Raw genomic sequence first — 17,559 nt, forward strand, 5'->3', positions numbered from 1 at the left:
AGAAACCAATGGCTAGTACGTCCAATTCGGGGATCGAAAAACGGTCCATCGAGATGGTGCCGGATGCAGAGCGCCACGGAACGCCGCGCTCCCAGTTCACGCTGTGGTTCGGCGCCAACACCCAGATCACCGCCATCGTCGACGGGGCACTCGCCGTCGTCTTCGGTGCCGATGCGCTGTGGGCCATCATCGGCCTTCTCATCGGCAACCTCATCGGTGGAATCGTCATGGCCCTCCACTCCGCGCAGGGCCCACAGCTGGGTCTGCCGCAGATGATCTCCTCCAGAGCTCAGTTCGGCATCATCGGGGCGATCATTCCGCTGGTGCTCGTCGTGCTCATGTACATCGGCTTCGCTTCGACCGGTGCGGTGCTCTCCGGCCAGGCCGTCAACCTGATCATCGGCGTCGATACGCCGGCAGTGGGCATCGTCATCTTCGGTGCGCTGACGGCGTCTGTCGCGCTGCTGGGCTACAAGTACATCCACGTGCTCGGCCGGATCTCCTCGGTCACGGGCCTGCTCGGGTTCCTCTTCATCACCTACTGCGTGTTCACCAAGGTCGACGTTCCCGGACTGATCTCAGGCTCGTCCTTCGCGTTTCCAGCATTCCTGTCAGCGATCGCACTGTCCGTCGGATGGCAGCTGACCTACGGCCCCTACGTCGCCGACTACTCGCGCTACCTGCCGCGGTCGACTCCTGCATCGAAGACCTTCTGGTTCACCTTCGGCGGCTCGGTCATCGGATCACAGTGGTCGATGACCCTGGGTGCCCTCATCGGCGCCGCCGCCATGACCGAGACCGGCAACTCCTTCGTCGAGAACCAGGTCAGCTTCGTCGGTGACATCGTCGGCGGAGGCGTCTACGCCCTGCTCATCTTCATCGTCATCCTGTTGGGCAAGCTCACCGTCAACACCCTCAACGCCTACGGTGCGTTCATGTGCACGCTGACGATCCTCACCTCCTTCGGGGAGAAGACGAACATCCGCCGCTGGACCCGCGCGGTCTTCGTCATCGGCATCGTCACCCTGACCGTTCTCGTGGCGCTGTTGGCCTCTGCGGACTTCCTGGCGAACTTCAAGAACTTCGTCCTCGCACTGCTCATGGTCTTCACCCCATGGAGCATCATCAACCTCACCGACTACTACCTGATCTCGAAGGACCGCTTCGACATCCCCGCCTTCTACGACCACAAGGGCCGCTACGGCAAGTGGAACTGGCGGGCGCTCGTGGCCTATGGAGTCGGCGTCGTCGTGCAGATCCCTTTCCTCGCTCAGTCCTTCTACACCGGGCCCTTGGTCGAGAAGCTGGGAGGCGCCGACATCTCCTGGCTCGTCGGCATCGCTGTGACCTTCTTCCTCTACTACTTCCTGCTCCGCAACCGCAGCGTTGCCCCAACGGAGACCATCTACCCCAACGTGGAGGCACTGGACGCGCAGCGCGCCTGAGTCTGTCGCCGAGGCTGCGGCGGCGGGAACTTCGCGAGTGGAGGACTAGGAAAGTGCACAGTTCAAGCCAGGCTGAGTGGGTTGCAAACCTACTCAGCCTGACTTGAACTGCCTGACGCACTCCAGCCCTCGCGTCGGACCTAGATCACTCCACATCGGCGAGGGGCAAGGTGTCAGTCCTGGCGGTGCGCTGCTGCCGTGCGGCACTCACCCGGGAGATGACGAGGTAGGTGATGATCATCGCGGCGATGCTGAAGATGACGATGTACGGGCTCTCCAGGAACCCTGCGATGACGAATGACACTGCGACGATGACTGCGTTGATGACCGCATAGGGAATCTGAGTCTTGACGTGGTCGACCAGGTCAGTGCCGGCTCCGGTCGAGGCGAGGATGGTCGAATCGGAGATCGGGGAACAGTGGTCTCCGAAGATTCCCCCGGAGAGCACGGCTCCGATGCACACGATGACAGCCGCGTCGAGTCCGAAGGCGACCGGGATCGCCAGGGGGATCATGATGGCGAAGGTGCCCCACGAGCTGCCGGTGGCGAAGGACATCACGGCCGCGCAGACGAAGATGAGAACGGGCACAAGAGCAGCCGGGACGACACCGGACATCATCTCGACGAGGAAGTTCGCGGTCCCCATCGCCTCGAGCAGCCCACCCAAGGTCCAGGCCAGAACGAGGATCAGCACCACGCCGATCATCTTCTCCATGCCCTTGACGTAGTTCCCGAGAATGACACCGATCGGGTTGATCTTGAAGATGAGCATGAGCGCGATGAGAACCACAGCTGCGAAAAGGTAGGCGGTGCTCAAGGCAGCACGGAATTCCTCGCCCGGGATCGGCTCGGCAGGGAAGCCGAGAGTCACGAGGATCGAGAAAAGGGTGACGAAGAGTACGAGCAGCGGCAGCCAGATGACGATCGGTCGGCTCTCCGAGGTCATTTCAGGGCCGCTTGCAGGATCATCCTTGGTGGAATCGGATCCTCGCAGGGGTTTCGAATTGGGCCAGTGGATTTCGCCAGTCTCCTGCACACGTCTTTCAGCTCGACGCATAGCGCCGAAGTCCGTGCGTGTCAGCGCCACGACGGGGATCGCGGTGACAGCGAGGATGGCGTAGAACTGAAATGGGATCGCGTGCACGAACACCGTGAACTCGGAGATCTGAAGACCTTCTCTGTCGAACTCTTCTCGGATGAGCCCCATGATGTAGATGCCCCACCCGATGAAGGGGATGAGCACTGCCACGGGAGATGATGTCGAGTCGAGAATCCACGCCAGCTTCTCGCGAGAGAGCTTGAGTTTGTCGAAGATCTTCTCGAAGATCGGTCCCACGATGAGAGGGGTGCCCAGATCGGAGAAGAAGATGATGAGTCCACCCAACCATGCGGAGATCTGCCCTTTGCCCGGGGTGTTGATGAGGCGTGAGGCCCTCGCAGCCAGTGCGGCCCCTCCACCCGAGCGCTCGACAAGCGCGACGAAGCCTCCGATGAAGAACAGGAGGATCATCACGCCGGCGTTGTAGCTGTCGGTGACCACCGGCGCGAGATGATCGGTGACGAGCCCCATGGTGGTCGTCACCGGGTTGGGTCCGATGACGATCATCAGACCAACGAAGATTCCGACGAACAGTGCGATGACGACATTCCTGAAGAGCACCGCGAGCAGGATCGCCAGCAACGGCGGAATCAGAGATACGAGTCCCATATGGTCCATAATCGGGGCGTCCTTCGTGTCATGGCTCGTCGATGTGCCGTGGTTCGCTTGATATCAGCGAATTCACAATATCGGTTCTCACGACACCCGTCCTTGCCAATCTCAATTGTGAGATACTCACGCCGCAATTCCGCCTGCAGGCAGAATCTCACTACGGTCTTTCTCTCAACCTGATTGACCGATAAAAAATGTTACTGGTAAGTTCTACTATCGAGTAAGGTTGTGACACCCGTCACCATACGGTGTGAACAACAGCGATGACCGAGCGGATGGCATTTCCGTCTGACCGGCCAGCGACGCCACAACTGTCCGCGCACTCTCAACGCCGAGACACACGACAGAACAGGATTGCACGCAGATGAGAACGTCCCGACATGCAACGCTTCCACACGTACGACGCATCGCAACGGCGAGCGCAGCCGCCGTTGTCGGCCTGGCGCTCACGATGGGCACCGTGACCACTCCAGCCCAAGCTCAGGACCTTGTCCCTCAATCAGACAAAGAAGCCAAGAAGATGGTCGAAGACAGGCAGGCCGAGGACTCAAGCTCCCTCAATCGGAGCAACGTCCCCGAAGGTGTGAGCGTTGAGCAGGCCAAGAAGGCCATCGAGAAATCAGACGAGATCACCACCGCTGACGTCGAGTACGCAGCAGCGCTCGAGGATCTTCCGGATTCGGGAGTCCCCGAGGACTTCTACAAGACCCCAGCGACGCTGCCGGATGAGAACGGCGGGGTGGTCAAACAGGTGGCCTCGAAGTTCTATCTTGATCCGGCCAAGCTGATTGAGCACAGCGCGAAGTCAGAGACGTTCATGTACAAGACCACTGACGAAGAGGGCACAGCGCGAGCCGCAACCGCCACGCTGCTGACCCCCGAAGGCGCGAAGGAAGACGCAGAGGATGCCGTCGTCATCGCCCCGGGCACACAGGGCATTGCCGACAAGTGCGCCCCCAGCCGACAGATGGGTATGGGCACCGAATACGAAGGAGTCTCCGTCACCTCGGCGCTGGCGGCCAAGCGCCCCGTGGTCATCGTCGACTATGTGGGTCTGGGCACGGAGGGCGCGCACAGCTATCTCAATCGAGTCGAAGAGGGCCGCTCAGTGCTCGACGCTGCCAGGGCCGCGCGAGAGGTCAAAGGAAGCTCGATCAACGCCGACACGAAGCTTCAGCTGCGAGGCTATTCGCAGGGCGGACAGGCCACCGCGGCGGCCCTAGAGCTCAAGAAGGACTGGGCACCCGAACTCAATGTCGCCTCCGCCTCGGCGGGTGCCGTGCCCACGGACCTGTACGAAACCGTGTCCGGACTCTCGAGTGTCTACACGGCCTTCGCCCTGTACGGGGTCGATTCGTTTGCGCGGCAGGCGGATGTCGACATGACCAAGTACCTCAATCAGAAGGGCCTCGACGCCGTCGACCGTGCCTCGAACCAGTGCACCATCGAGGCCCTCGTCTCGAATGCGTTCCTCGACACCGACACTCTGACCAAGGACGGAACCTCGTTCCAGAAGCTCATCGAGGACAATTTCCTCGAGGTGGCGGACAAGCAGAAACTCGGACAGGCGGAGATCCCCGACATTCCGCTGCTGGTCAATCACAGCCACCTCGATGACGTCGTGCCCTTCGCCCTCGGAAAAGAACTGGCCTCAACCTGGTGCGATGCCGGGCACAAAGTCCTGTTCCGGGACAACCTCGGACCGACTCATATCGGCGGATACATCGCCACTGTTCCCCGAATCGAAATCTTCACGAACCGCACGTTCGCCGGGAAGGCTCCGGTCGACAGCTGCTGGAGGCTGTGAGGAGTACTGACCCCAGAGCAGCTCAAGGCCATGAGAGAACTACGGTCATGAGCGACTCACGCTGAGGCACAACCTTTGTCGACGTGGGCGATCCGCGCTGAAAGTCTCGTACTTTCCAGCGCGGGTCGCCCACTTCGTCGTGCCATCGCCCCGTTTCCTGCACAGGGAGATCACCATCGGCACCACCTCGAACCGACGAGCCCGCACGGCCCGCTCCCACCATCCGCGCATTTCACGCATCTGTGTTGCGCAGATCACGCACAACTGGCAGAATGACTTCATCGATGGACCTGGTCTCTGCGCGCTCCGCGTCGAGACGTGCAGCACCGCACTACGTCATATTGCTTGCGCTGCACATTCGCGAAAGCAGTATGCCAGCGATCTCGACACTGAAACCCAGACCGGACATCGTGCAAGGAAGCCGACAATGACGACGAATCACACCACAGACGGAGACTCCGCCTACGGAGCCTCCGCTGACGGCGGCTCAGCAGCAGCCACACCAGATGCCTCCGCAGCCGTCCCGCCCAACGTCGACCCGTATCATCTCGATCCGGCAGACGTGCTCGAGCCGCCCACCACATTCGCGGGAAAGCTCAAGTACCTTGGCCCCGGTCTGGTCATCTCGGCAGCGGTCATCGGCTCCGGCGAGCTCATCACCACGACGGCTTTGGGCGCCAAGGCTGGCTTCGTCCTCCTCTGGCTCGTCATCATCTCGACCGCGGTCAAGGTCTGGGTTCAACTCGAGATCGCACAGTGGACGATCCTCTCGGGCAAGCCCGCACTTGAGGGCTATGGGCACGTCGGCCCCCGCCTCATCGGTCGAGCCGGGTGGATCAATCTGCTCTGGATTCTCATGGACTTCGCGAAGGTGCTCCAGCGCGGAGGCATCATCGGCGGCGCCGTCGCCGCCCTGTCGATCATGCTACCGGTCTTCGGCGAACCTCTCTCCACACCCTCTCTCGTCTTCTGGACGGTCGTCTCCCTCGCCGTCGTCATCTCCCTGCTGGTGACGAACAAGTACAGCATCGTCGAGAAGTTCTCCGTCGCGGCCGTCATCATCTTCACCGTCTCCACGGTCGGGCTCGCACTCTCACTGCCATTCACCGACTTCGCCTACACCTCGGCGGACGTCATGACTGGACTGACCTTCGCGATCCCCGCGGGCACGCTCGGCTTTGCGGTCGCAATGTTCGGCATCACCGGAGTCGGGGCCGACGAGATGACCACCTACACCTACTGGTGCCTCGAGAAGGGCTACGCCCGCTACACCGGCCCCAACGACGGCTCCGCGGAGCGTGCGCGTCGTGCGCATGGCTGGATCTCCGTTATGCGCACCGACGTTCTTGTCTCCTGGATCGTCTCGACGATGTGCACCATGTCCTTCTACGTCATCGGTGCCGCGATCCTCCACCCCCAGAACCTCGCCCCCGAGGGCAATGAGATGATCACGACGCTGTCGTCGATGTACTCCTCGGTGATGGGCGAAACCGGCCATTGGATCTTCCTGATCGGCGCCTTCGCCGTTCTGTTCTCCACCTTCATCGCCTCCTCGGCCAGCGTTCCCCGGCTCTGGGCGAACACCGTCTCCATCCTCGGCGCGTTCGACTGGACGAATCTGCGCACCCGCACTCGCATCATCCGCGTCCTCACTGTCGTCTTCCCCGTCATCTGGGCAATGAGCTATCTCATCATCCAGTCCCCGGTGGTCATGGTGCAGATCGGCGGCGTCGCCAGCGGCGTCTTCCTCGTCGCGGTCGTCATCGCCGTCTGGTACCTTCGCACCCGTGAAGTCCCTGCCGAGTTCAAGTCCAACAATTTCTTCACCGTGATGCTCGTCTTCGCCTCACTGGCCATCGGGCTGCTGGGGATCTATTCAATATTCGAGACCTTCGGAATCGAGATCGGAGCCTGATGCGCCTGAGAGTCCTCACCCCTTCATTCGGAAAGTTCTCGGTCGCGCCCCACGACCGCTCCGATTCCCTGGGCCTCGAGCTTGAGCACCGGACCGAGAATCACCCCAAGTCCGGTCGAGAGCTCATCACAGCACTGGCCGGTGCCGAGGCGGTTCTCGTGGGTCTCGACCGGATGGACGCCGAGGTATTCGCCAGCTGCCCCGATCTCAAGGTGATCGCCAAACACGGGGCCGGGGTCGACAACATCGACCTCGAGGCAGCGGCGACGGCAGGGGTGACGGTCGTGAATACCCCAGGTGCCAATGCCGATGCCGTCGCCGATCTGACCATGGGATTCCTGCTCATGGGCGCCCGACGCATACGTGAGGCCGAAGAGTCTCTGCGCAGAGGTCAGTGGGATGTCTTCTTCGGCACCGAGCTCAGCGGCAAGCAGCTGGGAATCCTGGGCTTCGGCCGCATCGGTCGTGCCGTCGCCAATCGGGCGACCGGCTTCGGCCTGCAGATCTCGGCCTACGATCCCTTTGTTTCCGACGAAGCCATCGCCGAGGCCGGGGCACAACCTCAGAGCCTCGCCGAGGTGGTGGCGGGCTCAGATTTCCTCACCCTCCACCTGCCCGGTGGAGAAGAGCCGCTGCTTTCGGCGCAGCACATCGAATCGATGCCGCGAGGTGCTGGGTTGGTCAATGCTGCCCGCGGCGGATTGATCGATGAGGCGGCGCTGGTCTCGGCACTGCACGATGGTCGGCTCTCCTTCGCGGCCCTCGACGCATTCGCCGCCGAGCCTCCTCCAGTGGACGATCCGCTGCTGCAGGCACCGAATCTCATCGCCACCCCACATATCGGCGCCTACTCGGATATCGCCAACGCCAATATGGGCACCTGGGCCGTCGAAGACGTCGTCCGCGTGCTGCAGGGCCAGGAGCCGCGCTTCCCAGTGCGCTGACTGCCGGGCATGGCGGAGGGGCTGCACCGATTCGGTGCAGCCCCTCCGCCATGTCCGCTTCTCAGGCCAGTCCGCGCCCCAGATCAGCGGTGACGGTCTCTGAGATCTGCTTCTTCGCCGCATCGGAGAGCGCATTGAATGGAGCCCGCGCCGGGCCCAGACCGAATTCGCGGACGTTGGCTGCGTGCTTGACCACGGTGTTGGGGTTGCCAAGCGCCAGGCAGTTGCGGATCGGACGAATACTGTCCTGCGCGGCGCGCGCACCCGCCGAGTTCCCGGAGACGAAGAGGTCGTAGATCGACGCCATGGTCTTCGGATAGACGTTCGCAATACCGCTGATGCCACCGGAGCCGCCGGCGAGGAGTGTCCACAGAATGAGTGAGTCATTGCCGGAGATGACGTCGAAACTGTCCCGGTCTGTGCGCTCCAGGTACTGCAGGATCGTGTCGAAGTTTCCGCTCGAGTCTTTCACACCGGTGATGTTGTCCACCTCGGCGAGCTTTTCGAGTGTTGCGGGAGCCACGGCATTGCCGGTTCGCGCGGGAATGTTGTAGACGATGACCGGGACATCGACCGACTCCGCCACAGCTTGGAAATGATTGCTGATCTCCGTTTGTGATGCCGCAGCGAAGTACGGGGTGATGATGGAGAGCGCATCGGCTCCAGCAGCCGCGGCATCCTGAGCGATGGTGATGGTCTCCCGAGTCGTCGCGGCACCTGCGCCGATGACGACGGGGACTTGGCCGGCCACCTCATCGACGACCAGTCGAGTCGCTTCGGCGCGCTCCGCCGCGGACTGAGCGTAGAACTCTCCGTTTGTGCCCAGGGCGAAGATGCCGTGGATACCGGCATCGAGCTGACGGCGCACATGGGCGCGCAGAGCCGATTCGACGAGCTTTTCGTCGTCATCGAACGGAGTGGCTACTGCGGCGAGAACGCCTGTGATCGAGGACATGGGTCTTCCCTTCGTAAGGATGTGGGTGGAGTTCAGCGGTTGTATTTGGGCTGCGATCCGCGGACCGAGACTGTTGCCTCGTCGATCGCAGTGAGAACGTCTTCTGGCAAGGGCCCTTTGGCCGCTGCGGCGATGTTCGCTTCCAGCTGCGAGACACGGCTGGCACCCAGCAGAAGAGAGTCGATTCCCTTGGCGCCTGCCACCCACCTCAGAGCCAGCTCTGGTTGAGGGATGCCGGCTTCATCGGCGACGGCGGCGAAGGCTTCGACCATCGTCAGCACCGAATCGGAGAGATACCGCTGTGAGTACATCTGCGCGAGGACCGACCCGGTGAAGCGGTCAGGGGGGCCGTCGCTGGACGGACGCCGGGCCAGAAGCCCACCGGCGAGCGGGTTGTAGGCCATCGTCGCGATGCCGTGTGCAGCACCGCATTCGAGCCATTCGTCTTCAATCTGGCGGGCGAGCACACTGTAGACGTTCTGTGCGATCGCGGGTCGTGGGGCACCGGCGACTCCTGCAGCAGCGATGACGTCCACGGTCTGCCATGCGGCGAAGTTCGAGATGCCCAGGGCTTTGATCTTGCCCTCAGAGTGCAGCTGCGCCACGGCTCCCATAGTTTCCCCGAGACTTGCAGCCCGGTCTGGCTGGTGCAGGTAGAAGAGGTCGATGGAGTCGACGTCGAGGCGCCGCAAGGAGCCCTCGACACTGGCCCTCAGCCCTGCCGCCGACAGCGGCGAATTGTCTCCTGCATCGGCGTGGGGCATGCCCGCCTTGGTTGCCAGCACAATTGAGTCTCGATGCTTCTTCACAAGTGGTGAGATGAGGCCTTCGGTGGCCGACTTCGCGTAACCGTTGGCGGTGTCGATTCCGGTGATGCCCGCGGCCAGGGCCGCTTCGATCACTTCGTGCGCGGTCACTTCCGGGACGGTGTCTCCGAAGGTCATGGTGCCTAGAACCAGCGGTGACAATCGGACGGGGACACCGTCCAAGGAGAGGCTCTTGTCTGCTGTCATACGGTGCTCCTCGTCGAGTGAATGGTGCGATCCATGTCAATGAATCATCTCACCTCTGCGTGCAACGTGCAAAGATTTGCGCATTTCGCGCAATCGTGGCAACCTGGAACTCCAGCCAGATCGGACGCAAAGGAGTGCCATGCCTGCAAGCGACCCCGGCATGCTCATTCTTGCCGACGACCTCAGTGGAGCAGCGGAAGCGGCAGCAACCCTCGGGACTCCTGTCCGCATCCTCCTCACCGACTTGAGTGGACGGCCGACCTCACCCGAGTGCGCGGAGGCGGCTCCGCAGGATGTCGCGCTCGACCTCGACTGCCGCTATCTCACACCGGTCGAAGCAGCCTCACGCACACGCTGTGCACTCGAGACACTGCGAACCGAGAATCAGACCACCATCATCAAAGTCGATTCACTGCTGCGTGGAAACGTCAGAGCACATCTGTCTGCGGCTCTGGAGAGCACGAACGGACCGGTGATCTTCGCTCCGGCACTCCCCCAGCACAACCGCACCGTCACCGGCGGCGTCCCCTACATCGACGGTATACGGCTTGCCGACACACGCGCATGGAACATCGAAGACCATTCGGGCCCGGTCAGTCTCAATGACCTCTGCCCCGAAGCACCGACGCCCCTCGAACTCGACCAGCTTCGCACGAGCAGCCCGCACGGACTGGCAGCACGATTCCGGTCAAAGCGCCTCATCACCGCCGACGCCGAAACCATGGACGACATCGGGCAGATCATCGCCCTCGCCGCATCCACCGGTGCCACTGTCGTCGGATCAGCAGCATTGGCCCGCGCCATCGCCGACGGTCGAGCCCTAAGACGCCCTGCGCCGCTCGTCGAACCGCCCGCGGCCCTGAGCGCTCCGGTGCTCTTCATTCTCGGCACGGCAGCAGATCGCATCGATGATCAGCTGGCCCACCTGCAGGCACACGCCCAAGTCGGCGTCCTCGACATCCCTGCCACTGAAGTCTCGGCCTGGCACGAAAACCCCGATGACCTGCACGTCACCGCCGCTGAGATCCGGAAACGACTGACCGGCGACAACCTCGTCATCCGGCTCACGGACACCGGAGACCCAGTCGATCCCCGCCCGCTTCCCGGCCTCCTGGCCGAACTCGTCGCACGCTCGCTCACAGACATCGGCCCCGTCCACCTGGCCGCCACAGGAGGTGAGACGGCACGAGCGGTGCTCGACCGCCTCGGTGTCGGGGAAGTCGTGACGATGCGCGAAATCCACCCGGGCGCGGTCCTATCTCAGGTGTGCACCACCTCGGCGAGGCCCGGTGAACATATTGAGCTCGGTCGCGTCGTCACGCGACCCGGCGGCCAGGGAGACGACGATTCCCTCACTCGCATCCACGAAGCGCTGACCCACGGGACAGCGCCCACCCCGATCACCGCGAACACCGTCGCAAACCACGAAGGAGAACGAATGACATCGCGTCCCACAGTCGCAGTGACCATGGGCGACGGAGCCGGAGTCGGTCCAGAGATCTGCATTGCCGCCTGCCTCGACCCCACAGTGCTCGAGGTTGCTCGGCCCGTCGTCATCGGCGATGCGGCCCGGCTCGAACAGGCCGCCGAGATCCTCGGCGTCAGTGCGTCGATCCGCGTCATCGACTCCCCGACTGCGGCCGAGGACTCCCCAGGCGTCATCGACGTCATCGACCTCGGCCTCCTACCTTCCGATCTGGAGTGGGGGCAGTTGTCCGACACTGCCGGCGATGCCGCATTCCGCTACATCGAACGGGCGTCGCAGCTGGCCATGTCCGGTGAGGTCCAGGCAATCTGCACGGCGCCGCTGAACAAGGAAGCGCTGCACTCCGCCGGCCATCAGTACCCCGGCCACACCGAGATGCTGGCCGCTCTGACCGGAACCGAGGAGGTCTCGATGATGCTCTCCTCACCCAAGCTGCGAGTCATCCACGTGACGACCCACATCGGTCTCATCGATGCTGTGGCCAAAATCGAGCCCGGCCTGGTTGAGCGCACGGTCCGTCGCGGGAACGACGCACTCATCAGAGCAGGAATCGAGCGGCCCCATATCGGTGTCTGCGCGATCAATCCGCATGCCGGGGAGAACGGACTCTTCGGCTACGGGGAAGAGGCGGAGAAGATCGCTCCCGCCATCACCGCACTCCAGGGTGACGGAATCGACGCTGTCGGCCCCCTCTCCGCCGACACTGCCTTCTTCCTCGCAGGACGCGGCGACTACGACCTCATCGTCGCGATGTACCACGACCAGGGACACGGGCCGATCAAGGTGCTCGGCATCGACGCCGGGGTCAACATCACTGTCGGACTTCCCGTGATCCGCACCTCCGTCGACCACGGAACGGCGTTCGACATCGCCGGCAGCGGCAAGGTCGACACTGAAAGCATGAGTGAAGCCATGCGACAGGCCGCAACGCTGGCGACCGTCTGAACCAGACCAACGCCACGATTCCAGCGCTTCACGATCGCTGGGGCCTTCCCAGACCACCGGCCAGGGATTCAGCCAGCCGTGGTCAACCGCGATACAGTGGCCGCACGGCTAAGAGCCGCCCATCGGCGGGCGGCAGGTTTCGACCACCGACAGCAGACATCGGAGAGTGATGAACGCAGGCGACAGGCGCGAGGAGATCATCCAGCGGGTTCGGGCGCAGGGCGAGATGAGTGTCGAGACTCTCTCGGAGATGCTCGGTGTCACCGCCTCGACGATCCGGCGTGACCTCGCGCGACTCACCGACTCGGGGGACCTCGCACGCACCTACGGTGGTGTCATCGCCGTCCCCGCGGAGGCGGAGAGCACACTGGATGAACGCTCCCACGAGGCTCCTGAAATCAAACGGGCGCTCGGTGCGTGGTGCGCGCAGCAGGTACCGGCAGGGTCACATGTCCTCCTCGACGCGGGCAGCACGACTGCACAGATCGCACGTGCACTGCGCGAGACGACTCCGCTTTCGGTCGTGTCCACAGGACTCACCTCTCTCCAGCAGATGACGGGCGCAGAGGGGATCGAGTTCACCCTCCTCGGCGGCCGGTACCGTTCGATCAGCCAGGGCTTCATCGGTCCGATCACCGAGGTCGGACTGGAGAAATTCACCTTCGACTTCGCTTTTCTCGGCGCCGATGCCGTCACCGCCGAAGACGGCGTATGCGAGGCCACAGCAGAGCAGGTTCGACTCAAAGAGCTCATGAGCCGACGTGCCACCCACGTCTACGTCGTCGCCCACTCGGCCAAGCTGGGCCAACGCCCCTTCCACGCTTGGGCGGACCTGGGCAATGGGTGGACACTCGTGACCGATGAGACAGCTGAAGCTGAGCAGATCACGGCATTTGAATCCCGCGGTATCCGCGTGGTCACCGTCGACGACATGGGCAAGGCTCACGACTAGAAGGACTCGTTCCCTGACACCCCGACGGAGTCAACCCCAGAGTTTGCAGTCGGTATGAACTTGGTCCTCGACTCCTGAGATCCAGTCCTCGGCGAAGACGACATGCCTGACTGCTCGACGTGAACCGTAGGCGTAGACGACGTGGATGAGTCCATCGGAGTCGACGATTCCGTGCGGATACTCCTGCCGGCGATTGCTGCGCAGATTGCCTGAGCCTGTGAATCCGTCGCCGGGCTCGATGACCCGGCGCACCGGCCAGGTGCGGCCTTCGTCGTTGGAGACGGCGATGACCATTCTCATCCGCTCATAGGGCCACACCACCTCGGCGGGCTCGTGAGTGACCTGGTGCTCGTTCGAGACCAGAGCCAACATTCCGGAAGGCAGAAGAAATGCGCTGAGACCGGCGTTGTTATTCGGCACATCGGTTGCCTCTGGAACGGTCCAGGTATCGCCTCCGTCTTCGGATCTGCTGATGTAGGCCCAGTCGGCGAAGCGCGAGCGGAACAGACACACAAGGCGCCCGGGCTCAAGCTCGACGACATTGGGATGGACCCTGCCGCTCGCGTCAGGAAATTCGATCTGGTGCCAGGCACCGCCCTCGTCCTCGGAGATCTGAAGCACCGGCTGGTCCGAACCGTTCTTCGAATCGTCGTCGAAGCACAGCCATTGGGGATGAACCCATCTGCCGTCGCTGAGGACTTGGATCGGCTGGCGGCAGAACGTTCCCTCCTGGTCGAACAGCGTCTGCGGCTGAGACCAGTTCTTGCCACCATCGGCGGAGCGAATCGCATTCACCACCGAGGTGTGCTGCAGGTTGAAGGTCTCCGGCACACCTGACTGCCGCGACAGCTGAGAGGTGTAGACAAGCCAGATCTGACCGTCGGGGGCCTCGAACAGACCGGGATTCTGGTCTGATCGGATCTCGTCGTGCGTGACAGCCGCAGAAGCAGACCAGGTGGCAGTGTTCGAGTCGAATCGGGAAACGAGCACGTCGATGTCCTTGTTGCCCTCATCGCTGCCGCCGAACCAGGCTGCGAGCAGGGTTCCGTCACGCAGCGCCAGAATCGACGGAGCGTGGTTGGAACGGCGATCGGTCGGGATGACTGCCGCGGCATTGCCCGAATCGTCGAAGTATCGGAGCCTGCCGTCGGCGGGCGGCTTGGATACGTGTTCAAGCCTCTCGTTCGCGAGCAGATTCATGCGTGACTCCTTTGCTGTGTGGTCCGGTCAGTGTCGCATCCGGTGCAGATCATCCGAAGGCGGTTTCAAACATCGACGGAATCTGCATCGCAATCTGAAATCCGATGATGATCGCAATGACACCGAGAAGAGCCAGCAGCGCCGTCTGCCACTTCGGGTTCACCGCGTAGCTGTGCATGTGCTTCTTCCGCGATGTCAGGAGCAGAATGCAGACGACGATGATCGGCAAGCTGAGCACGGTCGAGATCGCGGTGCCGACGATGTTGAGTGAGATCAGATCCGGTGCGCCCGGTATGGTCGAGGCCAAGGGAACGATGATGAAGACGATCGCCTGAATCCAACGGAACGCAGGGTTCTCCTCATCTCGGCCGAGGAACTTCCGCATCGAGGGCACCGAATGGTTGATGCCGTTGATCGCAAGCTGCGCGAACCCACGAGACTGCGGTGGGAAGCTCGTCATCGCGGCGAAGAAGATGCACATCCACAGCAGGAAGGGACCCGCCGGCCCCACCGCGACGGAGAGCATGTGCGAGAGATCGAACTCATCAGCGATCGAGAATCCTGGATGTGCGGCGCTGAACTCGGCGGCGACGATCCAGAACAGAAGGTTGATGACGAGCAGAGGTGCCATTCCGGCGATGAGGTCGAACTGCTGAAGGCGACGATATTTCGGTCCGACCCAGCCTTTGTCCCGCATGAAGCCGGAATACAGCAGGTTCGGCATGTTGCCGGCAATCGTGCCGATGGTTGCCGAAGCGATGACGATGGGAGCGAAGGCGGAGGTGTTCTGCTCCTCAGGGATCTCGAATGCGAGTCCCTGGACGAAGCCCCCGATGTCGAAGGTGCCGATCTTGATCAGCGCATAGACGAACGCAACGATCATAGCGACCGAGGCGAAGCGCGCGAAGTACTCGAGGACGACGAACTGCTTACGCAGCATCACCAGCGACAAGGTCAGCACTACGATGATGATCGCGCAGAAGAAGCGGCCCCAGCCACCGCCCCATTGACCACCGGTGAGCTCATGCAGTCCGGTGGACGCCGCGAGAACGAAGGTCGCCTGGGTGATGAAGCCGGCAACGATGACGACAGCGGCCATGATCCCAGGAAGCACTGGGGCCAGTCGTGCGAACCCGTCGAGGATCTGCGTGTCTCCGTGCCGATTCATCAGCGTGTACTTGGCGATGGAGGAGATGATGAAGGTGCGAGCGATCAAGGACAGCACCAGAGTCCACAACAGCGCATATCCGTACGATGCACCTGAGACCGAGGAGCTGACGAGGTCACCTGTGCCGAGGAAGGACATTGCCAGCACGAGGCCAGGCCCCACCGACGTGACGAGCCCGAGGCCGCGGGGCAGAGGAAGCTGACTCGGCTTCGGAGAGCCGGAACTGCCGTTCATGCTATGGACGTCCGTGGCCATGGCGTGCACTCCAGTGTGTAGACGATTGTATGGCTGGTGACCGCGGTCTCAGGATCGCTGACACAGCGTAGCGATGCAGCAAACAATCTGCGCGGTCTACGTAGAGAGTAGACCATAGTTGCGTGTTTCGCGCAACAATTAGTCCAGATGCCGGACGTTTGGCTCATTTTGCGCACAGTGGTGGAAGACTGTTGGCTTGATAAGAGCTCGAGGTTGATTCCGCAGTTGAGTTCGCGGCGTTCCCCCGTCTCGACGACGCAATGCGAAGGAGCAGAGTCCCGATGGAGTTGATCCACTACCTCATCATCGGCGCAGTGGTGCTGGGGTCTTCCTGCGTGCAGGGTTCCGTCGGGTTCGGGCTGGGAATGATTACGGCCCCGGTGCTCGTACTGCTCAAACCGAACCTGCTTCCTGCCGCACTGCTTCTGCTCGCCACTCTCACTTCGTTCACCGCCTTCATCCGCGAACGTGCCGACGTCGACTGGAAGCTCGTCGGCTGGGGCGCGCTTGGCCGATTGCCGGGAATCGTCATCGGCACGACTGCAGTGGTGCTGCTGCCAGATCAAGGACTGTCCCTGCTCCTAGCGGTCACAGTCCTGGCCGGAGTCGGTTTCAGCCTGGTGGGCTGGTCGCCGGCTGCCAGCAGCCGCAACATGTTCTTCGCCAGCAGCGTCTCTGGCATCTTCGGCACGTCGACAAGCATCGGCGGCCCGCCCATCGCCCTGGTCCTGCGCTCTCTGGATCCTTCATCGATGCGGTCCACTATGAGCGCCTACTTCACCATCGGCAGCATCCTGTCCCTGACCGGTCTGACGATCGGAGGCGAGGTCCGAAGTGAACACCTGATCGCGGCGGCCACTCTGCTGCCATTCATGCTTGCAGGATTGTGGCTGTCGAACCTGGTGATCCGACGAGCGAACAAGACAGTTCTCTATCGTGTGGCCGTCGGCGCATCGATCCTTGGGGCGATCCTGGTCATCGGCGAGGTTGCGGCTTCCCTGCTCAGACCTTGAGGTACGACAGAAACATCGACACCAATGTCGCAACGACGACCGAGTTGAAGCCGAAGGCGACGATGACGTTCGAGCGGACCAGTCTCCATCCTGCGCGAGTCACGGCCCGGCCCGGCAGAGCTGCCGTCATCGTCGAGGACAGCACCGCGAACGTGAGGTAGTCACTGAAGACTCTCTCCTCTGGCATGTCGAATTCGAGTTGTCTGGCACCGGGACTTCCACCGCCGCCGAAGTCGAGCCGCATGAATTCGAGAGCGAACGAATACACCATGACCGACCACGAGGCGACGACATTTGCCAGGCCGAGGGTGACTGCGAGGCCGATGTTGGTTTCGGACCCCATGGTGACGAGGTAGACGTTGAGGATGATCGCGACATACGCAGCGATGGCAGCCCACGACACTGCCCCTCCCATGCTGAAATATCGTGCCCAGAATGTTCGCCTTCGCGCGAGCGCCCATCGAGAGTGGACCATCAGTTCGGTCTCGCTCAATTCGTTCAGCCCGGCGTGGGTCCACAGGAGGTAGACGAGGGCGAACACCGGCCAGGCCACGAGGAAGAGCGCGATGAGCTTCGCGAAGAGCTCACCCAGCTGCGAGGACTCAGGTCCGAGTGGGCTGAAGCCGAACCCCAAGACCAGAACAAGTCCGACGATGAGTGCCGGCACCATGGCCACGTTCGCGCGCGTGTCGTCGGAGATCGTGATGACTTGACTGTGCGTGGGCCTCATGACAGGACGGTTCCGCTTCG

Annotated in this window: 13 protein-coding genes; 7 read left to right on the plus strand and 6 right to left on the minus strand. The window is 62.4% G+C overall.

Annotated features, from left to right (window positions below):
* Nucleotides 1-8 precede the first annotated feature (8 nt).
* Nucleotides 9-1,445: a purine-cytosine permease family protein gene (locus HX613_RS16125; RefSeq protein WP_235346247.1), complete on the plus strand. Its 1,437-nt coding sequence runs from the start codon at nucleotides 9-11 to the stop codon at nucleotides 1,443-1,445.
* A gap of 145 nt (nucleotides 1,446-1,590) precedes the next feature.
* Here HX613_RS16125 and HX613_RS16130 read toward each other — a convergent pair whose 3' ends face one another.
* Nucleotides 1,591-3,153, minus strand: a complete 1,563-nt coding sequence (locus HX613_RS16130; RefSeq protein ID WP_235346248.1) for a Na+/H+ antiporter NhaC family protein — start codon at nucleotides 3,151-3,153, stop codon at nucleotides 1,591-1,593.
* Between the two features lie 367 nt (nucleotides 3,154-3,520).
* On the opposite strand from HX613_RS16130, the gene HX613_RS16135 reads away from it, so the two are divergent.
* The 3 genes from HX613_RS16135 to HX613_RS16145 all read left to right on the plus strand — a co-directional run bounded on the left by HX613_RS16135 (nucleotide 3,521) and on the right by HX613_RS16145 (nucleotide 7,822).
* Nucleotides 3,521-4,963, plus strand: coding sequence for a lipase family protein (locus HX613_RS16135; RefSeq protein ID WP_235346249.1), 1,443 nt, complete (start codon nucleotides 3,521-3,523; stop codon nucleotides 4,961-4,963).
* A 427-nt stretch (nucleotides 4,964-5,390) separates the two neighbouring features.
* A complete protein-coding gene (locus tag HX613_RS16140; RefSeq protein ID WP_235346250.1) occupies nucleotides 5,391-6,878 on the plus strand; it encodes an Nramp family divalent metal transporter in 1,488 nt (495 codons plus the stop codon).
* A complete protein-coding gene (locus HX613_RS16145) occupies nucleotides 6,878-7,822 on the plus strand; it encodes a phosphoglycerate dehydrogenase (protein ID WP_235346251.1) in 945 nt (314 codons plus the stop codon). Before HX613_RS16140 ends, HX613_RS16145 begins: the two co-directional genes overlap by 1 nt.
* Before the next feature lie 61 nt (nucleotides 7,823-7,883).
* On the opposite strand, the gene HX613_RS16150 is transcribed toward HX613_RS16145, so the two are convergent.
* Both HX613_RS16150 and HX613_RS16155 read right to left on the minus strand, forming a co-directional pair.
* Nucleotides 7,884-8,777 (minus strand): dihydrodipicolinate synthase family protein, encoded by an 894-nt coding sequence (locus tag HX613_RS16150; protein ID WP_235346252.1) that lies wholly within the window; start codon nucleotides 8,775-8,777, stop codon nucleotides 7,884-7,886.
* A 32-nt stretch (nucleotides 8,778-8,809) separates the two neighbouring features.
* On the minus strand, nucleotides 8,810-9,790 hold the full coding sequence (locus HX613_RS16155; RefSeq protein WP_235346253.1) for an aldo/keto reductase: 981 nt from the start codon (nucleotides 9,788-9,790) through the stop codon (nucleotides 8,810-8,812).
* A gap of 139 nt (nucleotides 9,791-9,929) precedes the next feature.
* On the opposite strand from HX613_RS16155, the gene pdxA reads away from it, so the two are divergent.
* Together pdxA and HX613_RS16165 are read left to right on the plus strand one after the other, a co-directional pair.
* Nucleotides 9,930-12,221 carry a 4-hydroxythreonine-4-phosphate dehydrogenase PdxA gene (gene pdxA / locus HX613_RS16160; RefSeq protein ID WP_235346254.1) on the plus strand — a complete coding sequence of 764 codons (2,292 nt, stop codon included), beginning with the start codon at nucleotides 9,930-9,932 and terminating at the stop codon, nucleotides 12,219-12,221.
* A gap of 169 nt (nucleotides 12,222-12,390) precedes the next feature.
* Nucleotides 12,391-13,173, plus strand: a complete 783-nt coding sequence (locus tag HX613_RS16165; protein WP_235346255.1) for a DeoR/GlpR family DNA-binding transcription regulator — start codon at nucleotides 12,391-12,393, stop codon at nucleotides 13,171-13,173.
* 30 nt (nucleotides 13,174-13,203) lie between these two features.
* On the opposite strand, the gene HX613_RS16170 is transcribed toward HX613_RS16165, so the two are convergent.
* Both HX613_RS16170 and HX613_RS16175 read right to left on the minus strand, forming a co-directional pair.
* Nucleotides 13,204-14,373 (minus strand): sialidase family protein, encoded by a 1,170-nt coding sequence (locus tag HX613_RS16170; RefSeq protein ID WP_235346256.1) that lies wholly within the window; start codon nucleotides 14,371-14,373, stop codon nucleotides 13,204-13,206.
* A gap of 49 nt (nucleotides 14,374-14,422) precedes the next feature.
* A complete protein-coding gene (locus HX613_RS16175) occupies nucleotides 14,423-15,796 on the minus strand; it encodes an Nramp family divalent metal transporter (RefSeq protein WP_235346257.1) in 1,374 nt (457 codons plus the stop codon).
* Between the two features lie 281 nt (nucleotides 15,797-16,077).
* Between HX613_RS16175 and HX613_RS16180 the strand changes: the two genes are divergently transcribed.
* On the plus strand, nucleotides 16,078-16,809 hold the full coding sequence (locus HX613_RS16180) for a sulfite exporter TauE/SafE family protein (RefSeq protein WP_235346258.1): 732 nt from the start codon (nucleotides 16,078-16,080) through the stop codon (nucleotides 16,807-16,809).
* Here HX613_RS16180 and HX613_RS16185 read toward each other — a convergent pair.
* On the minus strand, nucleotides 16,799-17,539 hold the full coding sequence (locus tag HX613_RS16185) for a DUF1345 domain-containing protein (RefSeq protein WP_235346259.1): 741 nt from the start codon (nucleotides 17,537-17,539) through the stop codon (nucleotides 16,799-16,801). The genes HX613_RS16180 and HX613_RS16185 overlap by 11 nt on opposite strands.
* Nucleotides 17,540-17,559: the final 20 nt, after the last annotated feature.

Source organism: Brevibacterium sp. UCMA 11754, from assembly GCF_021532275.1.
GTDB lineage: Bacteria > Actinomycetota > Actinomycetes > Actinomycetales > Brevibacteriaceae > Brevibacterium.